Below are 18,605 nucleotides of genomic sequence, written 5' to 3' on the forward strand. Positions count from 1 at the left end.
ATGCGGCCACATACACGTATCGACAAGCTGATCGGCGATCACGCCGCAGCCCTTTCCGAGCGTTTGCAGGCGCATCGAGAACAGCTTTTCCCACCTGACGCGAGGCGCGAACTGCGTAAATTCACCTCGGGAGAGGTGGCGGACCTGCTGGGCGTCAAGGACGCCTATCTGCGCAAGCTGGATCTGGACGGCAAAGGACCCTCACCCGAGACGCGGGCCGGTGGCCGCAGATATTACAGTCCCGCCGACATTCAGGCGCTGCGCGTCATGCTGGAAAAAGGTGCCAAGGCGCCCGGGACCTATCTGCCCGGACGGCGCGACGGCGACCATCTGCAAGTCATCACCGTCATCAACTTCAAGGGCGGATCGGGCAAGACCACGACGGCCGCGCATCTGGCGCAGAAGCTGGCGCTGGACGGCTATCGGGTACTGGCGATCGATCTTGACCCGCAAGCCAGCTTGTCGGCGCTGCATGGGGTGCAGCCAGAATTTGATCTGGTGGATGGCGGCACGCTGTATGATGCGATCCGCTATGAAGACCCTGTGCCGATCAAATCAGTGATTCAAAAGACTTATTTCACCAATCTGGACCTGATCCCCGGCAATCTGGACCTGATGGAATTCGAGCACGCAACACCCATGGCGTTGCGCGAACGGTCAGGCAGCTATTTCTTTACCCGGATCGGCGACGTTCTGATCGAAGTCGAAAGCGAATACGACATCGTCGTGATCGACTGCCCGCCGCAACTGGGGTTCCTGACCATGTCCGCCCTGTCCGCGGCAACCGCAATTCTGGTGACTGTTCATCCGCAGATGCTGGATGTCATGTCAATGTGTCAGTTCTTGCTGATGACATCGAACCTGCTGGGCGTTGTCGCCGATGCCGGGGGACGCATGGATTATGATTGGATGCGCTATCTCATCACCAGATACGAGCCGGGCGACGGGCCACAGAACCAGATGGTCAGCTTCATGCGCTCGATGTTCGGTGAGAATGTGCTGAACCATCCCGTATTGAAATCGACCGCAATTTCGGATGCCGGAATCACCAAACAGACCCTCTATGAGGTTGAAAAGGCTCAGTTCACGCGCTCGACCTATGAGCGCGCGATGGAAAGCCTGAACGCGGTGAACGGAGAGATCGAGGGCTTGATCCAGGCGGCCTGGGGCCGCGGCAAGGGGGCATGATGGCACGCAAGGATCTGTTGAAAAACCTGATGAATGCGCCCACGACGACGGAAGAACCGCGCCCCCTGCCCCGCTCGGATCGAGGTGCGATCGGTGCTGTTTCGAAGTCGATCAACGAGTTGAAAAGCCGCGCGATCATCGAGGTTCATCCCGACATGATCGACCGCGCCGGCATCAAGGACCGGCTGGACGAGGACGCAGCCGGGATCGAAGCCCTGAAGGAATCGATCCACGAATACGGCCAGCAGGTGCCGGTGCTGCTGCGCCATTCGCCCAATGACGAGGGCCGCTATGAGGTGGTCTTTGGCCGCCGTCGCGTTCAGGCCATGCGAGAGCTGAAGCTGCCGGTCAAGGCGATGATCCGCAGCCTGAACGACCGGGAACTGATCGTTGCCCAGGGGCAGGAGAACACCGCCCGCAAGGACCTGAGTTTCATCGAAAAGGCAAACTTTGCCGCCCAGATGGTCAAGGCCGGATTTGATCGCAAGGTGATTTGCGACGCCCTGAGCATCGACAAGACCGTGATCTCGCGCATGCTGACCGTGACCGATGCCATCCCCGAATCCGTTATCCGTGCAATCGGGGCGGCGCCCTCGGCCGGGCGGGACCGCTGGCTGGCGCTGGCGCTGAAGGTAGCCGACCAACCGCCCTCGGAACTGATCGCTGCCGCGCAAGGACCGGATTCCGACAGCCGTTTCGCCGCCGTGCTTTCGTCATTGACCGCGCCACGCCCCCGATCCGCGCCGCAGGTTCTGCGCGGCCACGGCGAAGCGCGTCTTGGACACATCACGCGAAGCCGGAATAAAACCGTGATCGAGATGACCGGAGAAGGACGCGCCTTTGCCGACTGGTTGGCCGATCACATTGACGAGTTTCACCGCAACTGGCTGGAAAATAAGCAGGAAAGCGGCCCGAACGACTGAACGCAACCAATAAGGAGGCACAATAAGGCAAAAGAAAAGCCCCCTAGGACAAGACATCCCGAAGGGCCGTTTCTCGATCTAGCACCTCGAAGATAACGGCAATCGTTGACAGCTGTCAACCGGCGTCTTTCCGGCGAGCGATTTTCTGTTGCCCTGTGACAAGAAACATGAGGCATATTTCTGCGACGCCTTTCGGGCGCCGTCCGGTTTCGGCTGGACTTCTGGCAAACAATACGCTGGCAACGGCCCCCGCCCTGCCCCACATGCTCGACAAATGGTCGATCCTGCGCGACCTGACCGAAGCACGCAAAGCATTCGGTGTTTCGGATCGTGATCTTGCCGTGCTCGCCGGGTTGATGTCATTTCACCCCACCAAAGAGCTGCGCGACAATGACCAGCTGATCGTTTTTCCGTCAAACGCCACCCTTTCTGGCCGGGTCCATGGAATGCCCGAAAGCACCCTGCGCCGCCACATCGCCGCACTGGTCCGCGCCGGCCTAGTTCTGCGTCATGACAGTCCGAACGGCAAGCGTTATGCCACCCGCAACAGCACTGGACAGATCGATCGCGCTTTCGGCTTTGATCTGCGGCCATTGCTTGTCCGCGCCGCCGAGATCACCGAGGCTGCCAAAGCTACCCGACAGCTTGCCCTACAGCTTCGCCGCCTGCGGGAAAGCGTCGTTCTGCGGCTGCGCGACGCATCCAAATTGCTTGCCTGGGCAAATGACGCCTCAGTACGCGCGACCGATACCCTGTCGCAGATGCTGTCTGACGCCCAACGTCAGATCCGGCGCAAACTGCCCCTTTCTGACCTGCAGAAACTCGCCATTGCTCTCGACGACCTGTTGGCGGAAGTCCCGGATACTGGCTCAAACAGTAGAAATGAGCGACAAAGCCAGCCAAAATGAGCGGCACTATCAGAGTTCAGACTCAGAATCTTATGAATCTGAAACATGCGAAGAGGAACAAAAAATTCCCCCCGCTGACACCAGTGAGCCCAGACTTCCGCTGGAGCTGGTGCTGAAAGCAGCACCGGACATTACCACCTACACCCGTCAGCCTATCCAGAGTTGGAGGGATCTCTTGAATGTCGCTACATTTGTCCACCCCATGCTTGGCATCAGTGTTGATGCATGGGTATCCGCACGGCGACATATGGGGAATGATACGGCTGCCGTGGCTCTGGCCTACATATTGCAGCGCGCTGAGATGATCCGTAGTCCAGGTGGTTATTTGCGGGCATTAACGGGAAAGGCTGCGAACGGAGTGTTCTCGGCGGGCCCGATGGTCATGGCCTTATTGTCAGCGGATCATATGCAGAGAGCCTGAATGTTGACAGCTGTCAACTGCGACTGTGTGACGGCGAGGGCAACGCGAGGTTCTCAAACCCATGCAATCTCGGATCTCATTGAGCGGTAAACGGTGCAAATAGGCTTATGTCCTGTGCCGTCCAGAACGGGAAGAAATGTCGTACCATCAGCCCACATCGCACGGCGTTGATCAGTTCATGTCGGCATAAGAAAAACGGAAAGCTAGGGTCAGGACCCATTGATTTCTGCGAGGCGGCGTGATTCACGGTTCGAAAAACGAGCGGTGAACATGTCTGATCTCTTCTGGTTGACCGACGCCCAGATGGCGCGTCTTGAGCCCTATTTTCCGAAGTCCCACGGCAAACCCCGCGTCGATGATCGGCGTGTCTTGAGCGGGATTATCTTCATCAATCGCAATGGGTTGCGTTGGCGCGATGCGCCTGCGGAATACGGCCCCCACAAGACGCTCTACAACCGATGGAAGCGGTGGAGCGACAAGGGCATCTTTGCGCAGATGATGGCTGGCCTGGCAGCCGATCACGGCGAGGAAAAGACGGTCATGATCGACGCGACTTATCTCAAAGTCCACCGAACCGCGACCAGCATGGCCGCGAAAAAGGGGGGCGTGGACGCCTGATTGGCCGAACGAAGGGCGGCATGAACACCAAGCTGCACGCCGTCTGTGACAGTCAGGGACGCCCACTCAATCTTTTCGTCACCGCCGGGCAGGTCAGCGACTACATCGGCGCACGGGCTTTGCTGGGTAGCTTGCCAAACGTGGAATGGCTGCTCGGGGACCGGGGCTATGACGCCGACTGGTTCAGAGACGCGTTGAAAGACAAAGGGATACGCGCCTGCATCCCCGGCCGAAAGCAGCGCAAGACGCCCGTGAAATACGACAAGCGACGCTACAAACGGCGCAATCGCATCGAGATCATGTTCGGCAGGCTCAAGGATTGGCGACGTGTGGCGACCCGATACGACAGATGCCCAAAGGTCTTCCTCTCCGCCATCGCACTCGCGGCGCTCGTCATTTATTGGCTATGAGTCCTGAGCCTAATTTGCATGGCGTCGAGCATTTCGGCCAGACTGGAGCGATTGGTGATTTCTATCGCCATTTCCCCATCGACCGACAGCGCTGGTGCCAGCCGTCGCCGGACTGAAGGATGGCGCGAGGCCCTGACGGGCCGATATCCGAGGGCACTTCTGACAGTGCCCCCGGAAATGTCTGGCAATGCTCAGACCTTGGCGGCGGAGATTACGATCTCGACCAGAACGTTCTCTCCCAGATCGGCCACGCCAATGGTTGCTCGGGTCGGCAGATCGTCAGCCTTGATCCAGTTCAGCCACGCTTGGTTCATTCCGTCCTTTTGGGAGAAATCGGAAATATAGATCATCGCGGTCAGCAGGCTACTTTTCGATGCGCCGACTTCGGCCATCAGCTCGTCTAAGCGGTCGCAGATATCTTGGGTCTGGCCCTTCATGTCGCGGGTCAGATCGCGCGAGATCAGGCCGCCGAAATAGAATACGCCATTGTATTCGACCACGCGGTGGCCAATGGGAATCTGAAGGTGTCGTTTGATCACGTTTTTTCTCCTTTGTGATGGTTCGTTAGTGGGTGAGGGTGCCGCCCTCCGCGCGCGTTGGGAGAAACGGCAACAAGACCTTGGGCGTGTCGCCGGTATCTATTGCCTGGGCCAGCAATTTGCCGACGACCGGGCCGAGATAGAACCCATGCGCTGAGAAACCGAAGCAATGCCAAAGGTCTGTGGAGTAGGACGAGGCGCCGATATATCCGGCGTGATCCGGTGCGAAGCCTTCGAGCCCGGCCCAGCACCGGGTCAGGGCCGCCTGCGCCAGCGTGGGAAAGACATGCTGGGCCAGCGCAAGGTTATAAGCCAGCCTGTCGTGGTCCAGACCGGCATGAACGGCGGTGTCGCTGACGTGGCCGCGATAGCCGCCGCCGATCAGGTAGGTGCCGTTTAAGGCCTGCTTCACCGACAGGCGGTGCCCGACATGGCCGACTACCGGGCCTAGCAGGGCAGGGGTGCGGGCGGACACGCTCATCATGAGGGCCTGTCGGGTCAGGGGGAACCGTTCACCGACCAGCGCCGCGATATCGCCGCCCCAGCCTCCAGCACAATTGATCAGCACCGGCGCCTGAAACGCCTGCGTGGCAGAGACACAGTGCCACACGTCGCCAACCCGTGTTATGGCCTGCACCCGGCATCCTTCGAAAAGGCCCACGCCTGCGCGCTGAAGGTTTAGCCGAAAGGCGTGTAGAGTGCGGGCCGGATCGGCCGAACCGCATTCGGCGGCCCAGATCCCGCCTGTGATGCTGTCGCCCAGTCCCGGCTGAAGGTCCCGCAGTGCGCCCCGGTCCAGCCATTCCTCTGTTATCGACGAATACCGACGGACGCGCTCCATCGCGGTGCGGGCGGTTTCGAACTGGGCCTCGGTTTCGACCACACGCAAATAGCCGTTTCGGCGAAACCCGCAATCATCGCCCAGCATCTCAGCAATCTCGGGCCAGACCTTAAGCGCGCTTTCGGCCAACGGCAATTCGAAATGGATGCGCGGAATGTGGTGAATACTGCCGGCGTTCACCCCTGAGGCATGGCACCCGATTCGGTTACGCTCCAAAAGGTTGACGGAATAGCCACGCCGTGCAAGATGCAGCGAGGTCGAGGCGCCGTGAATGCCGCCGCCGATAACGATCACGTCGGCACTGTGTGATACGGCCCCGGTCATGGCTTGTCGCTTGTATAGACAAAGCCTTCGCCAGGCAGCGCGACGCTGATGTCGATGCCCTTGGCCAAGGCGCCCAGCGGGATCGGTTTCAGCGGCGCGCGCACCGTCATCTGGCGCGCCTTTGACGGGTCGATGCCAGCGCCCTCGGCCAATGCAAGGGTGGCCATATCGGCGCAGATGCGGCCCTGACATAGGCCCATGCCACAGCGGCTCACAGCCTTGAAGTGATCGAAATCGCCGATCCCAGCGCGGGTCATTGCGCGCAATGTGCCAAAGCTGACTTCTTCACAGCGGCATAGCAATGTGTCGTCAGGCAGGGTGCGTGCGTGTGACGGGGCAGGGGCGAACAGATGATTCAGAAACCGCCGTTCGCGGGTTGAGCGGCGGTGGAAGGCGAGGAGCGGTATCGCACGCTCGTGATAGTCATGGGTCGAAATCGCCCCTAGCTTGCAGGCAGCGTCCAAAGCCGCAAGATGCCCCGCATTCCGCGCCGCCAACGCGCCATTGCTGCCGGTTGCATCCCCCGCGACCGAAACATCGGGGTGCGAGGTTTGACCTGCCTTGTCCGCATCGGGCGCCCAAGCCTGCAACAGCGGCGACCAGTAATGGGTACAGCCCAGAAGCCGAGTCAATTGAGTGTCGGGGACGATACCCAGATGCGTCACCAGCAGCGGTGTGGAGATCTGGTGTTCGGTGCCGCGATAGGTGAAGGTGACGGCCTTCAGCAGGTCGGTGCCTTGGGCCGCGACCTGTGTGACGTTTTGATACCGCGGCAGTTTCGCACGGGTTATGCGGCACAGAAGGTTCACCCCCTGCCACAGCGTCGTGCCAGCCATCACGGCGCCAGGCACAAAGCGTGCGGCGCGCAGTACATTGGACGAGGGCGTGGTATCGAGCAGCGCCGAAACGGTCACGCCCTGCTCCAGCAACTGTGTGGCCAGCAACAGCAACAGCGGCCCCGATCCGGCCAGAACGACGGGGCAGTCGGGCAGACAATTGCTGTCTTTCATCAGGGTCTGGATCGCGCCGGCGGTCATCACTCCGGGCAGTGTCCAGCCGGGAAAGGCAAAGGGGCGCTCCTTGGCGCCGGTGGCCACAAGGATGCGGCGCGCCTTCAGGTGTTTCAGACCGGGTTCAGCCAGCAGATGTACCTGCCACACATCCCCCGGGGTGCGGGTCACGTCGATCACCGTGTGCCCGGTGAAAATCGCGGGGTCATTGGCGGTTTGCACCGCGTCGACGGCCTTGGCGGCCCATGGACCATCGGCGCCATAGGTATCAGACAGCGGTTTTCCGGCGGCGCAGGCTGACAAAATGCCTTTGTAGATGCGCCCGCCCGCCCGTGCGTTTTCATCGACAAGCGCGACGTCAAGGCCGCAGGCGCCGGCGGTCTGGAAGGCGGCCAATCCTGCGGGTCCGGCTCCGAGGATAACGAGGTCAAGGGGTTCTGTCACGATGTCAAACTCTCTGACGGGCTACTTGCATACCTTCGCGCACCCGCGTCATGCAGGCCTGACAGCCGGACACGCCATCAATGGTCATGGTGCAGTCAAAGCATTGCCCGATGCCGCAATAGGCGCTGCGTTGTGCGCCCGATCCGCTAGCCCTTCGCCCTGCCGGGTAGCCCGTTACAAGCAACGCGGCCACGACCGAGACGTTTTCAGGCACGCGCAGCGCCGTACCCTCAAACGAAATGACCACGGTTTGGGTGGATGCGGTCAGACGGAACGCCGGCCCAAAAGTGCTCGTTTCAGGCGACATCGGCAACGGACCGGTGACGCGAGAACCGATCGGCTCCATAGGGCGTGATGTCGACGCGGGGCGGTTTGCCCAGCATGAGGTCTGAAATGACATGGCCGCTGACTGCCGCCTGGGTCAAACCCATCTGCCCGTGCCCGAAAGCCAGCAAGGCGTTGCTCAGCCCGGGTGCACGGTCAAGGATCGGAACACCGTCGGGCAGGGATGGGCGGCAGCCCATCCAGCGGTCGGATGCACCGACCTGCAACTGGGGAAACAGGCGCTTGGCGGCGGTCTGGATCTGGTGGAACAGTTTTTCGCTAGGCGGCGCGTCGAAGTCCGCGAACTCGACCAGTCCGGCAAAGCGTAGGCCCGATTGCATTGGGGTAACGGCTATCCCGAGTGCGGGAACCAGCATCGGCAGTTGCGTCTCGACTCCTGGCTGGGCGATCATCAGGTGATAGCCCCGATGCCCGACAATCGGTGCGCCACAGTTCAACTGCGCGGCAAGCCCGCTGGAATGGGCTCCAGCCGCCAGAACGACGTGACCGACCTCGTATGTCTGCCCCGATGCCGTACGCAACTGGCTAACGCGGTTGCCGGACTTGATGATCTCGGAGACGGGCGCGTTGATGAACTGGCCGCCATCGGCCATGAAACGATCAAACAGTGCCTGGCTCAGCGCGCCAGGGCCCAGAACATGACCTGCCTCATGCGCAAGCATTGCACCGGCAACAGGCCGCGCAAGGCTTGGCACCAGATTGGCCACCTCGGATGCCGACAGATCAGTCAGGCTCATCCCGCGGGCACGGCGAACTTCGTTGTGGGCTTCGGCGGCACGTCGCTCGGCGTCGGTGAGGTAAATATAAAGACAGCCGTTACGCTGAAACAGCGCGCGAGCGTCTGGCAGGTCGTCCAGCAGGGTCATCCAGTGATCGAACCCGACCAGCGACAGACCCGCCATAGCGCGAGAAATGCGGTCGAACTGCGAAATGCGGCAGGCCTTGGCGAAATGCCACAGAAAGGGCGCCATGCGCGGCAGATAGGACGGTTTCAGGCTGAGCGGGCCGGTGCTGCCGAACAAAAGGCCAGGCAGCTTGCACAGGGTTTCCATGCTGGCCTCGGGAATGACGGCGGAACCGGCGATCAGGCCCGCGTTTCCATAGGATGCCCCAGCGCCCGGCTTGCCCGGGTCGAACAAGGCAACGTCAAAGCCATCACGCTGTAGCCTGCGCGCACAAGCCAGGCCGACAAGCCCCGCACCGATGACCGCAACCAGCCCCGCACCTGGAGCGATTTTCCCCGACGACATAAAATTTCTCCGTGATTTCGGTCACGCCCCGTGGTGGCGCATGGCGGGCCGACCCCAAGGGGCAGGCCCTTTGGTGTTGTACCTCAGCCTTCGACGGCGCGTATCTTTTCGATTAGTGACTTGAACTTTTCGCCACGCTCCTCCGCAAAGTTGTCCTGCACGGTCAAGGCACGTTCGATGAACGGCGCGCGGTCCGGTGAATGTAACGTCATGCCGCCTTCGTCGCGCAGCCAAGCGCGCACTTCGTCTTCGCCGCTCTGGATGATCTCGGCCTGATAGGCGCTGGCCTCGGCGGCGGCGCGCATCACAGCTTCTTTCTGAGCGTCATCCAGCTTTGCCATCGTCTGGTCGCTCATGAACAGCGGAACGAATGCGGCGATGTGATCGAGGCGCACCAGATGCTCAGCGAACTCATAGAACTTCATATCGCGGATCGTGACGAGTCCGTTGTCGGTGGCATCGATTGCGCCGGTCTGCAACGCCGTGGGCACTTCGGACCAAGCCATGGCGACCGGCTGTGCGCCAAAGGCAGCGGCCGTGTCGATCATCACTTGGTTCTGCGGCACGCGGAACTTGAGGCCCGACATCTGGCCGATCTCATCGACCGGCTGCTTGACGCTGAACACTTCGCGGAAGAATACGCCGCCATAGGCCAGCAGATTGACACCGGTTGCCTGCCGCAGGCCTTCGGCGAATTCCACACCGACTGGCCCTTCGAGAACCGCCTTCATGTGCTCGGGGCTGCGGAAGATATAGGGCAGCACGAACACGTCGATCAGCGGATAGTTCGACGACAGGTTGTTCGACGACACCAAAAACGCATCGACGTTGCCCAGCTGCATCGCGCTGAACGCTGTTTCTTCGTTGCCGATCTGGCCGCAGCAGCGCAGTTTCACCTCGACGCTGCCTTCGCTGTATTCTTCGGCCAGTTCCTTGAACTTGACCGCAAGGATGCCAAGCTTGGATTCCGGTGGCGTTTCCCAGCCCAGGTTGATCGTTACATCTGCGGCCATCACGGGCAGAGTCATCATGCCCAGCATGACACCTGCGGCTGGCTGGATCATCTTTTTCAGTAGCTTGTGTAGCATTTCTGGCTCCTGTTGGTTTTGATTTATTGGTCTGGTGGTGGTGATTACCGGCTTTCGCCGAACACGAGGTCCGGCAGGAAAAGTACAAGTTCCGGCCAGAGGGTGACGATGACAAGCCCGGCGATATAGGCCCAGAAGAACGGGACTACGGCGAGCGAGATCGACTCAAGGCTGACGTTGCCAATGCGCTGTGCGACATAGAGGTTGCCGCCAACCGGAGGCGTCAGGAAACCAATTTCAGCGGTGATGATCGTGAACACACCAAAGAAGATCGGGTCGATGCCAAGGCTGATCGCCACCGGTAGAAGTACCGGCGTGAAGATGACGATCTGGGCCAGAGAATCCATGAATGTGCCGATAATGATGTAAAAGACGGCCACGATTGTAAGGAATATCAGCGGATTGTTTCCCATTGATGTTAGGAGGCCAAGCACCAAATCGGGCATGTCGTAGAGTGCGATGATGTGCCCCAGCGTCAGGGTGGGCGCCAGAAGGATCAGCATGCCGGTCATCAGGGTGGTGAACCTGAGCGCGCCCAGGAACTGGCTCCATTTCAGCTCCCGATAGACCACCGCCTCGACGAACAGGGCGTAAAGCACGGCGACGCCCGCGGCTTCGGTAGGGGTGAAGACGCCGGAATAGATGCCGCCCAGAATAAGGATCGGCGCACCCAGAGCCCACTTCCCCTCTTTCACCACGCGGGCAAAGACGGTCCACTGGAACGGCGCGGTTTCACGCGGTGCCTCTTTGCGTGCTAAGAAATACACAACGACCATCAGCAGTAGCGCCAGCGTAAGCCCCGGAATGACCCCTGCCAGAAAGAGCCGCGGGATGGACTGCGACGCAACCAGCCCATAGATGATCATCATGTTGCTGGGCGGGATCATAGCGCCCAGTGCGCCAGCCGATGCCGCGACAGCCGACGCAAAGCGCGGCGAATAGCCGTCTTCGATCATCCGTGGGATCGTTACCGATCCGACAGCGGCGGTTGTTGCCATACCCGAGCCCGAGATGGCACCGAAAATCGCGCAGGCAATGACCGTGACGTAGCCCAGATTGCCCTTTTGCGAGGTCATCATGCTCTGGGCGACGTTGATCAGTCGCGCCGCAGTATGGCCGCGCTCCATAATCGAGCCTGCAAGGATGAACAGGGGCAGGGCCAGCAACGGAAAAGGTTGCAGGGCGACGACCGAGGATTGCGCCAGCGAATTGCCAGGGATGTCCAGCAACCACAGCCCGACGACGGCTGTAACGCCAAGCACAACAAAGACCGGGACCCCTATAAGAAGCGTTCCGATGAACACTGCTGTGATGATCAATGGGTCGCTCATGCGTCTGCCTCATGTTCGCGTGCCGGCAGGCCGATGCAGCCGCCGCGAAACCACAGGACGTAAACCTGGATGACGCGAACGCTCATAAGCACATAGGCAATAAGAATGATGGAATGGAGCCACTCCTGTTCGATCCCGAGCGAGACAGAGGCGTTGACGAAGCTGAAAAGGCGGATCAAATAGTCGGACGCATAGATGATCATCAGGATGTTGAACCCCATCCACAAAACATCGCCCAGCATGATGGACGCCAGCCCGAAGCCGCGGGGCAGTTTCTGCACCAGCAGAAGCATTCTGATGTGGAAATGGTGTCGGATGCCGACGATCGCGCCCAGATAGACCGCCCAGACCATGCTGTAGGCTGCGACCTCTTCGGTCCAGTGAACGCCTAGGTCATAAAAATAACGGCTGAACACCTGAAGCAGCACACAAAAGGTCATCAACACGATCAGAGCGCAGGCGATCGACTCTTCGGCATAGAGATCAAAGAACCTGACCACGCGGCTGCGATGGAATTGGCTTTGGGTCATGCGAAGCTCATCAGGGTCGATGCCTCCGGTACTGTAGCACTGCAAGCTGTGTGATTTTGGCTCATTACGATCCCATTTTGGAAACGGTTTCACGAAGAAACTCATGCTTTTCAGTGCTCGTCAACAGAATTCATAGAGTCCTCTGGTGTAGAATCGACATTTTTATGGTAACGCTTACATAATTGGGCGTTGGTTGCAAACTGCGGCGTACATGACCAAGATCAGGCTCGAAGCAGCATTAGGACAGGCAGTGAGCGTACCAACAATCGGAGATGTGGCCGCCCTGGCCGGTGTTTCGTCAGCGACCGTTTCAAGGGTTCTGAACAGCCCCAGTCAGGTTGGAAAGGAACGCAGGGCGCGGGTCGAAGCCGCGATACAGCAGTTGAATTTCGTACCACTCGCCGCTGCGCAAACGTTAAAATCCGGGCGTTCTATGACCGTGGGCGCGATCTTTCCGCGTCTCGACAGCATCCTGTTCGGCAGCATTCTGAACCAGCTTCAGACCCGGTTCGACCAGGCAGGCTATACCCTGATCACCATGACCACTGTCTATAACGCCGCGACCGAGCCGCTTCGGGTGCGCCAGTTGATTGCGCGCGGCGTCGATGCCCTGATTCTGCTGGGCGGCATGCATTCCCCCGAAACCGACGCCCTGATCAACGAATACCAGGTGCCACGGATGAATCTTTGGTCTTGGCTTGATGATTGCCCGTCGGCGCAGATCGGATTTTGCCTGCGCCGCGCAGCAAGCATGGCCGCCGATCATGTTTGCGCTCTGGGGCACAAACGAGTCGGGGTCATCTCGGCGCACCCTGAAACGAATGACATGGCGCTGAAATGCCGGTTGGGCATCAACGATTCGCTGGTCAAATGGCAGGTCGAGGTTGACGAAGACCTGTTCGTGGCAAGCAATTATAGCGTCGAGGACGGGTCATTTGCGTTTTCGTCGCTGATAAGTCAGCCCGATCCGCCAACCGCGATCCTGTGTACCTCGGATATCTTTGCCGCCGGGGCCATGCGTGAGGCGCGCCGTATGGGCCTGAACGTGCCGCGCGATATTTCGATCACCGGTTTCGACGATTCAGATTTCGCCAAGATCACCAATCCTGGCCTTACCTCGATCCGGACCGAGCAGGCGATCATCGGAACACGCTGTGCCGAATCGATTCTGGGCCATCTGACCGAAAGCAAGAAACTGGTCTCGCTCGAACTGGGAGCCGAACTGATCGTGCGTGAAAGCACCGCACCGCCGAACCGATAGGCTCAGCCTCAATCAGCACAGGGCCTGACGAACGACGGACGATCAGGTTTACATCGTCATGACGCGCTTGACCGGTGTGGTGGGGACGTGATCGACCGGCAGGGTCGGGCCGATAGGCCCAAGAACTGGCGGTGACTGGGTGCTTCCATCCAGGACACTGATGCTGTTGCGGGAGATCGAGCGCCGTGAAGATTTGGCAGGCTGTCTTGCCACTTGCATAGAAGTCGCGCGTGCTCCGTCCAAGGTGCAGCACAGCCTCGAGGAGATCATCCGGTTTCGGATCCTGATAATTGCGGCAGGCTATGAGGATGCCAATGATGCCGGCACCCGAAAACAGGGCCAAGGCCAGCAGCAGGGCGAGGGCAAGCCGATTGATCACGGCGCTTGATCCTGCCGCTTGCGCTCGATGAGACCGATCAGGCTGCCCATCAGGATGAGCTGGCCTTGCTGGAAGGCGCGAGCCATGCCGCGCAAGTAGCCGTTGTTGTCACCAAGTTAAAATGTCGCTTCATGAGCCATTTAGAAATGTCAGCAAGGCTCAACAATGCCGGTGTGGATCGGGATATGCGAGGTCGTCCAAAAGCCAGCGATCATGCTCCAGGCCGGATTGTTCTAGGCTCAGGACTCATAGCCAATAAATGACGAGCGCCGCGAGTGCGATGGCGGAGAGGAAGACCTTTGGGCATCTGTCGTATCGGGTCGCCACACGTCGCCAATCCTTGAGCCTGCCGAACATGATCTCGATGCGATTGCGCCGTTTGTAGCGTCGCTTGTCGTATTTCACGGGCGTCTTGCGCTGCTTTCGGCCGGGGATGCAGGCGCGTATCCCTTTGTCTTTCAACGCGTCTCTGAACCAGTCGGCGTCATAGCCCCGGTCCCCGAGCAGCCATTCCACGTTTGGCAAGCTACCCAGCAAAGCCCGTGCGCCGATGTAGTCGCTGACCTGCCCGGCGGTGACGAAAAGATTGAGTGGGCGTCCCTGACTGTCACAGACGGCGTGCAGCTTGGTGTTCATGCCGCCCTTCGTTCGGCCAATCAGGCGTCCACGCCCCCCTTTTTCGCGGCCATGCTGGTCGCGGTTCGGTGGGCTTTGAGATAAGTCGCGTCGATCATGACCGTCTTTTCCTCGCCGTGATCGGCTGCCAGGCCAGCCATCATCTGCGCAAAGATGCCCTTGTCGCTCCACCGCTTCCATCGGTTGTAGAGCGTCTTGTGGGGGCCGTATTCCGCAGGCGCATCGCGCCAACGCAACCCATTGCGATTGATGAAGATAATCCCGCTCAAGACACGCCGATCATCGACGCGGGGTTTGCCGTGGGCATTGTTGCAGAAGTCACGGTCCTGGGGGGGATTCCGTCTACGAACCCCTGCTGTTAGGCTTCTTGTATGACTAAGCCTGAGCCTGCCCGCTACCGCACGACGAACTGGAAGAGCTATAACGAAGCGCTGAAGCGACGAGGCTCCCTTTTGATCTGGCTGGACAAGGATATGGTCTGGCGAGCTGCGAAAGCCGGTCGTCATGGCCGACCGCCGGTATTCAGCGATGCTGCGATCCAATTCTGTTTGATGGTGAAGGTGCTGTTCGGGTTGGCGCTGAGACAAACGACCGGGATGGTGGCGAGCATCCTGTCGATGGCCGGTCTCGACTGGCCGGTGCCGGACTTCTCCACCCTGAGCCGCCGCCAGAAACGCATCACGGTGCAGATCACGCAGCGCCGTGCGCCCGGGCCGCTGAACCTGCTGGTCGATAGCACCGGGATCAAGTTCCTGGGTGACGGTGAATGGCTGGCGCGCAAGCATGGCACACAGCGCCGACGCCAATATCGCAAGATTCATCTGGCGATGGACACCGACACCGGTGACATTCGGGCCGTAGAATTCACCTCGAGCGACAAGGGCGACAGTCCCGTTCTGCCCCAGCTGCTGGATCAGATACCGCCCGATGAGCAGATCGGCACCGTGACCGGGGACGGCGCATTTGACACGCGCCGCTGCCACACCGCAATCTTGGAGCGCGGTGGCACGGCGGTCATACCCATCCGCAAGAATGGGCGACGATGGCGGGAAGATTGCCCTGCCGCTGCCGTTCGCAACGAGATCCTCCGTGCCACACAACGCCTGGGCCGAAACATCTGGAAGCGTTGGACCGGCTATCACGTCCGAAGTCGGATCGAGGCGAAGATGAGATGCCTGAAGGCCTTCGGTGAGAGGATCGCATCACGCGACCCGGACCGTCAAACCGCTGAAATCCACATCCGTGTGGCGCTGATAAACCGGTTCAACGCCCTCGGCCAAGCCGAGATCGAACGCGTGGCATGAGGCGAACGGGGAAAGGGGGATCCTCAATCCCTTGATGACTTCTGCAACAATGCCGATGCAAGGTATCTGGCGTCTCTGTCCCATTGAGATTTGCGGTTTTGGACCTGCGGCTGATCGGCGATTTTTCTTCTGAAGTTTCAGAAGGGTTTTGGAATGGCGGATGGCGGGGACGGATTTGTCGGGCGTTGCGAGGTTGTAGAGCCTCGTCGGAGGAACCGGCGCTGGCCTGACGATGTGAAGGCTCGGATTGTCGCGGAGAGCCTGCAACCCGGTGTTCGGGTTGCGGATGTGGCGCGGCGTCATGACATGCAGCCCCACCATCTTTCGGAATGGCGTAGCCGTGCGCGGCGCGGATTGCTGGCTCTGCCGGCCGATTTCATGGCGCAGCCCGAGTTGCCCCGCTCCATTTCCCCGGAGCCGTTTTTTGTGCCGCTGGCGGTTGACGATCCTTCTGATCGGCAAGCCGGGAAGGCCGTGCCTGTGGCGCCTGATCGGCACAGGCACGGGATCCTGACCGTGGAAATCGGCGCCGGCATCGTGCTGCGTGTTCCCGGTGATGTCGCAGTGGAGCGTGCCGCCGCGCTGGTGCGGGCGTTGCGGGGAGAGGCATGATCGTTGCGGGCGCGCGGCAGCCGATCCTGATCGCGACGAAGCCGGTGGACTTCCGCTGCGGGCACCAGGCCCTGGCGCTGATGGTTCAGACCGAGTTGAAGCTCGACCCGCATTCCGGGGTGACGGTGATCTTCCGCTCGAAACGCGGGGACAGGTTGAAGATCCTGGTGTGGGACGGCACCGGAATGGTGCTGACCTACAAGGTTCTGGAACACGGCAGCTTCGCCTGGCCCAAGGTCCAGGACGGGGTGATGCGGCTGTCGCGGGCGCAGGCGGAAGCTCTGTTCGAGGGTCTGGACTGGCGGCGGACGGTTGCGCGGCGCGTGGCGGCGCCGATTGCGGCGGGGTAATCAGACGGGTATATTTTGCCTTGTTTTACTGGGATTTCTGGTCCGGATCGGGTAGGAAGGCGCATGTCGCAGCCCTTCGATCTCAGCCTGTTCCCGGACCTGCCTCCCGAGGTGAGGAAGGCTTTTGCGGCGATGCAGTTCGAGCTTTCGGTCGAACGGGCAGCCCGCCATCACGAGCAGGCGGTGGTGGCCGAGAAGGAAGCCTTCATCACCGAACTGAAGGCGCTGATCGAGAAGCTGGAAGGCCAGGTCCGGGATTACCGGCGCACGAAGTTCGGACCGAAATCGGAAAAGATGGACCCGGCGCAACTGGCACTGGCGCTGGAAGATCTGGAAACGGCCATTGCCGAGACCCAGGCACAGATCGCGGACGTCGAGGACAGGATCGCGGCCAGCGAACCAGAGCCCGCGAAGCGCAAGCCGCGGGCGCCCCGCAAGGCACGGGCATTGCCCGAGAGCCTGCCGCGCGTCGAGCGGGTGGTCGAGCCCGACAGCATCGTCTGCCCCTGCGGTTGCGGGGACATGGTCCGGATCGGCGAGGACCGGAGCGAACGGCTGGATTACATCCCGGCACGTTATCAGGTGATCGCCACGGTGCGCCCCCGTTATGCCTGCCCCAAGGGGCGAGCCGGTGTGGTGCAGGCCAAGGCACCCGCGCATCTTCTGGAGGGCAGTTGGCCGACCGAGGCACTGCTGGCGCAGATCGCCGTTTCCAAGCATTCCGAGCATATGCCGCTGAACCGGCAGGCCGTGGTGATGGCGCGGCACGGGCTGCCGATCGAGCGCTCGGTGCTGGCCGACTGGATGGGCCGGACCGGTGCCCTGATCGCGCCCGTGGTCGACCACATGGCCAGGCGGCTGATGGCGGAAAGCACGCGGCTCTATGTCGATGAAACCACCGCCCCGGTGCTCGATCCAGGGCGTGGCACGACGAAAACCGGCTACCTCTGGGCCGTTTTACGGGACGACCGGGGTTGGGGCGGCACCGCTCCGCCCGGCGTGGTGTTCCACTACCGGCCCGGGCGTAAGGGCGAATATGCCGCTGAAATCCTTGCTGGCTTCGATGGCACGATCCAGGTTGATGCCTATGGTGCCTATACCCATCTCGCCACGCCAAAACGCACCGGCGGCGCTCCCTTGCGGTTGGCCTTTTGTTGGGCGCACGGCCGACGCAAGCTGATCAAGGCCAAGCCGAAGAAAGGCTCACCGATCATCGATGAGGCGCTCCTGCGCATTGCTGCGCTCTACAAGGTCGAGGATGCCATCCGCGGAAGCGATCCGGAACATCGACGGGCCGTCCGGCAGGAACTGTCCCGCCCCCTGGTCGACGCGTTCTTTACCTGGCTGAAGGCACAGGCTGCCCGGGTCTCGCGAAAATCCGACCTTGGTGAGGCCATGGCCTATATGCTGAAGCGCCAAGACGGCTTCCGGCTGTTCCTTGATGACGGCCGCGTCGACATCGACTCCAACCTGGTCGAGAATGCCATCCGAAGCCCGGCCATGAACCGCCGCAACGCATTGTTTGCCGGCCATGACGAGGGCGGACGCAACTGGGCTCGCTTCGCCAGCCTCATCGGCACATGCAAGATGAATGGCGTCGAGCCCTATGCCTACCTGCGCGATCTCTTCACGCGCCTGGCCAACGGCCACCTGGAAAAAGACATCGACGCCCTGATGCCCTGGGCATATGCCCAAGCGGCGAAACCAGCCGGGATGAGCTCATAAAGGACTCTTTTCTGAGCTACGAACGGGCATCAGCTCTGTCCGGCACCCCGCGGCGCAAGCCTGAAATCAATGGGGCGCAGCCGCCGCATACGATGCAAGGGGATCATCACTGCGCTGGAACATACTGTTGAGAAGACGCGCGCGGCGCATAATGGCCGTAAGCGCGAC

19 protein-coding genes and 2 pseudogenes are annotated in these 18,605 nt (G+C 60.6%); 12 read left to right on the forward strand and 9 right to left on the reverse strand.

Translation table 11 applies throughout. The features are described 5' to 3' along the window. From repA to JHW40_RS23615, 5 genes are all read left to right on the forward strand, one after another. Entirely contained in the window at positions 1–1,188 is a 1,188-nt protein-coding gene (gene repA / locus JHW40_RS23595; RefSeq protein WP_090617979.1) for a plasmid partitioning protein RepA, read from the forward strand. Then, positions 1,188–2,111, forward strand: a complete 924-nt coding sequence (repB, locus tag JHW40_RS23600; protein ID WP_090617977.1) for a plasmid partitioning protein RepB — start codon at positions 1,188–1,190, stop codon at positions 2,109–2,111. Before repA ends, repB begins: the two co-directional genes overlap by 1 nt. A gap of 167 nt (positions 2,112–2,278) precedes the next feature. After that, positions 2,279–3,019, forward strand: a complete 741-nt coding sequence (gene repC, locus JHW40_RS23605; protein WP_244519406.1) for a plasmid replication protein RepC — start codon at positions 2,279–2,281, stop codon at positions 3,017–3,019. Continuing rightward, positions 2,994–3,440, forward strand: coding sequence for a replication initiation protein RepC (gene repC, locus JHW40_RS23610; RefSeq protein WP_244519405.1), 447 nt, complete (start codon positions 2,994–2,996; stop codon positions 3,438–3,440). Before repC (JHW40_RS23605) ends, repC (JHW40_RS23610) begins: the two co-directional genes overlap by 26 nt. 270 nt (positions 3,441–3,710) lie before the next feature. Further along, a protein-coding gene (locus JHW40_RS23615) for an IS5 family transposase (RefSeq protein ID WP_272849161.1) occupies positions 3,711–4,468 on the forward strand; the annotation gives its coding sequence in 2 pieces (ribosomal slippage) (positions 3,711–4,035 and positions 4,035–4,468; 759 coding nt in all). Positions 4,469–4,659: 191 nt separating this feature from the next. Here JHW40_RS23615 and JHW40_RS23620 read toward each other — a convergent pair. From JHW40_RS23620 to JHW40_RS23655, 8 genes are all read right to left on the reverse strand, one after another. Then, entirely contained in the window at positions 4,660–5,007 is a 348-nt protein-coding gene (locus JHW40_RS23620) for a RidA family protein (protein ID WP_090617826.1), read from the reverse strand. 25 nt (positions 5,008–5,032) lie between these two features. Then, positions 5,033–6,172 (reverse strand): NAD(P)/FAD-dependent oxidoreductase, encoded by a 1,140-nt coding sequence (locus tag JHW40_RS23625; RefSeq protein WP_170851987.1) that lies wholly within the window; start codon positions 6,170–6,172, stop codon positions 5,033–5,035. Beyond that, on the reverse strand, positions 6,169–7,626 hold the full coding sequence (locus JHW40_RS23630; RefSeq protein WP_139208296.1) for an FAD-dependent oxidoreductase: 1,458 nt from the start codon (positions 7,624–7,626) through the stop codon (positions 6,169–6,171). Before JHW40_RS23630 ends, JHW40_RS23625 begins: the two co-directional genes overlap by 4 nt. A 4-nt stretch (positions 7,627–7,630) precedes the next feature. After that, on the reverse strand, positions 7,631–7,933 hold the full coding sequence (locus tag JHW40_RS23635) for a (2Fe-2S)-binding protein (RefSeq protein ID WP_090617823.1): 303 nt from the start codon (positions 7,931–7,933) through the stop codon (positions 7,631–7,633). Beyond that, a complete protein-coding gene (locus JHW40_RS23640) occupies positions 7,923–9,221 on the reverse strand; it encodes an NAD(P)/FAD-dependent oxidoreductase (protein WP_090617822.1) in 1,299 nt (432 codons plus the stop codon). The genes JHW40_RS23635 and JHW40_RS23640 overlap by 11 nt, the downstream gene beginning before the upstream one ends. An 83-nt stretch (positions 9,222–9,304) precedes the next feature. Continuing rightward, positions 9,305–10,309, reverse strand: coding sequence for a TRAP transporter substrate-binding protein (locus JHW40_RS23645; RefSeq protein WP_090617820.1), 1,005 nt, complete (start codon positions 10,307–10,309; stop codon positions 9,305–9,307). A 44-nt stretch (positions 10,310–10,353) separates the two neighbouring features. After that, positions 10,354–11,640, reverse strand: coding sequence for a TRAP transporter large permease (locus JHW40_RS23650; protein WP_090617818.1), 1,287 nt, complete (start codon positions 11,638–11,640; stop codon positions 10,354–10,356). Beyond that, positions 11,637–12,275, reverse strand: coding sequence for a TRAP transporter small permease (locus JHW40_RS23655; protein ID WP_090617816.1), 639 nt, complete (start codon positions 12,273–12,275; stop codon positions 11,637–11,639). Before JHW40_RS23655 ends, JHW40_RS23650 begins: the two co-directional genes overlap by 4 nt. Before the next feature lie 106 nt (positions 12,276–12,381). Here JHW40_RS23655 and JHW40_RS23660 point away from each other — a divergent pair, with 106 nt between their 5' ends. The 3 genes and pseudogenes from JHW40_RS23660 (at position 12,382) to JHW40_RS23670 (ending at position 14,073) form a co-directional block, all read left to right on the forward strand. Next, positions 12,382–13,431 (forward strand): LacI family DNA-binding transcriptional regulator, encoded by a 1,050-nt coding sequence (locus JHW40_RS23660; RefSeq protein WP_090617814.1) that lies wholly within the window; start codon positions 12,382–12,384, stop codon positions 13,429–13,431. A gap of 157 nt (positions 13,432–13,588) precedes the next feature. Beyond that, positions 13,589–13,753: pseudogene (locus JHW40_RS23665) on the forward strand (transposase); the annotation flags it as partial. 62 nt (positions 13,754–13,815) lie between these two features. Then, entirely contained in the window at positions 13,816–14,073 is a 258-nt protein-coding gene (locus JHW40_RS23670) for a hypothetical protein (protein ID WP_139208295.1), read from the forward strand. On the opposite strand, the pseudogene JHW40_RS23675 reads toward JHW40_RS23670, so the two are convergent. Further along, a pseudogene (locus JHW40_RS23675) lies at positions 14,057–14,754 on the reverse strand (IS5 family transposase); the annotation flags it as partial. The gene JHW40_RS23670 and the pseudogene JHW40_RS23675 sit on opposite strands and share 17 nt — an antisense overlap. 63 nt (positions 14,755–14,817) lie before the next feature. Here JHW40_RS23675 and JHW40_RS23680 point away from each other — a divergent pair. From JHW40_RS23680 to tnpC, 4 genes are all read left to right on the forward strand, one after another. Beyond that, complete coding sequence (locus JHW40_RS23680; protein ID WP_090618176.1) at positions 14,818–15,750, forward strand: IS5 family transposase; 933 nt, start codon at positions 14,818–14,820, stop codon at positions 15,748–15,750. Positions 15,751–15,903: 153 nt separating this feature from the next. Beyond that, on the forward strand, positions 15,904–16,362 hold the full coding sequence (gene tnpA / locus JHW40_RS23685; protein ID WP_272849162.1) for an IS66-like element accessory protein TnpA: 459 nt from the start codon (positions 15,904–15,906) through the stop codon (positions 16,360–16,362). Beyond that, positions 16,359–16,712: an IS66 family insertion sequence element accessory protein TnpB gene (gene tnpB / locus JHW40_RS23690; RefSeq protein ID WP_272849163.1), complete on the forward strand. Its 354-nt coding sequence runs from the start codon at positions 16,359–16,361 to the stop codon at positions 16,710–16,712. The genes tnpA and tnpB overlap by 4 nt, the downstream gene beginning before the upstream one ends. A gap of 63 nt (positions 16,713–16,775) precedes the next feature. Further along, on the forward strand, positions 16,776–18,437 hold the full coding sequence (gene tnpC, locus JHW40_RS23695) for an IS66 family transposase (RefSeq protein ID WP_272849164.1): 1,662 nt from the start codon (positions 16,776–16,778) through the stop codon (positions 18,435–18,437). The last annotated feature ends 168 nt before the right edge of the window (positions 18,438–18,605 follow it).

The organism is Paracoccus alcaliphilus, assembly GCF_028553725.1.
Classification (GTDB): domain Bacteria; phylum Pseudomonadota; class Alphaproteobacteria; order Rhodobacterales; family Rhodobacteraceae; genus Paracoccus; species Paracoccus alcaliphilus.

What these genes read in the sequence shown, in the direction of transcription:
- repA (WP_090617979.1), top strand. Translation starts at nt 1, where the DNA reads ATGCGGCCACATACACGTATCGACAAGCTGATCGGCGATCACGCCGCA.
- repB (WP_090617977.1), top strand. Translation starts at nt 1,188, where the DNA reads ATGGCACGCAAGGATCTGTTGAAAAACCTGATGAATGCGCCCACGACG.
- repC (WP_244519406.1), top strand. Translation starts at nt 2,279, where the DNA reads ATGAGGCATATTTCTGCGACGCCTTTCGGGCGCCGTCCGGTTTCGGCT.
- repC (WP_244519405.1), top strand. Translation starts at nt 2,994, where the DNA reads ATGAGCGACAAAGCCAGCCAAAATGAGCGGCACTATCAGAGTTCAGAC.
- JHW40_RS23625 (WP_170851987.1), bottom strand. Translation starts at nt 6,172, where the DNA reads ATGACCGGGGCCGTATCACACAGTGCCGACGTGATCGTTATCGGCGGC.
- JHW40_RS23635 (WP_090617823.1), bottom strand. Translation starts at nt 7,933, where the DNA reads ATGTCGCCTGAAACGAGCACTTTTGGGCCGGCGTTCCGTCTGACCGCA.
- JHW40_RS23640 (WP_090617822.1), bottom strand. Translation starts at nt 9,221, where the DNA reads ATGTCGTCGGGGAAAATCGCTCCAGGTGCGGGGCTGGTTGCGGTCATC.
- JHW40_RS23645 (WP_090617820.1), bottom strand. Translation starts at nt 10,309, where the DNA reads ATGCTACACAAGCTACTGAAAAAGATGATCCAGCCAGCCGCAGGTGTC.
- JHW40_RS23650 (WP_090617818.1), bottom strand. Translation starts at nt 11,640, where the DNA reads ATGAGCGACCCATTGATCATCACAGCAGTGTTCATCGGAACGCTTCTT.
- JHW40_RS23655 (WP_090617816.1), bottom strand. Translation starts at nt 12,275, where the DNA reads ATGAGTTTCTTCGTGAAACCGTTTCCAAAATGGGATCGTAATGAGCCA.
- JHW40_RS23660 (WP_090617814.1), top strand. Translation starts at nt 12,382, where the DNA reads ATGACCAAGATCAGGCTCGAAGCAGCATTAGGACAGGCAGTGAGCGTA.
- JHW40_RS23680 (WP_090618176.1), top strand. Translation starts at nt 14,818, where the DNA reads ATGACTAAGCCTGAGCCTGCCCGCTACCGCACGACGAACTGGAAGAGC.
- tnpA (WP_272849162.1), top strand. Translation starts at nt 15,904, where the DNA reads ATGGCGGATGGCGGGGACGGATTTGTCGGGCGTTGCGAGGTTGTAGAG.
- tnpB (WP_272849163.1), top strand. Translation starts at nt 16,359, where the DNA reads ATGATCGTTGCGGGCGCGCGGCAGCCGATCCTGATCGCGACGAAGCCG.
- tnpC (WP_272849164.1), top strand. Translation starts at nt 16,776, where the DNA reads ATGTCGCAGCCCTTCGATCTCAGCCTGTTCCCGGACCTGCCTCCCGAG.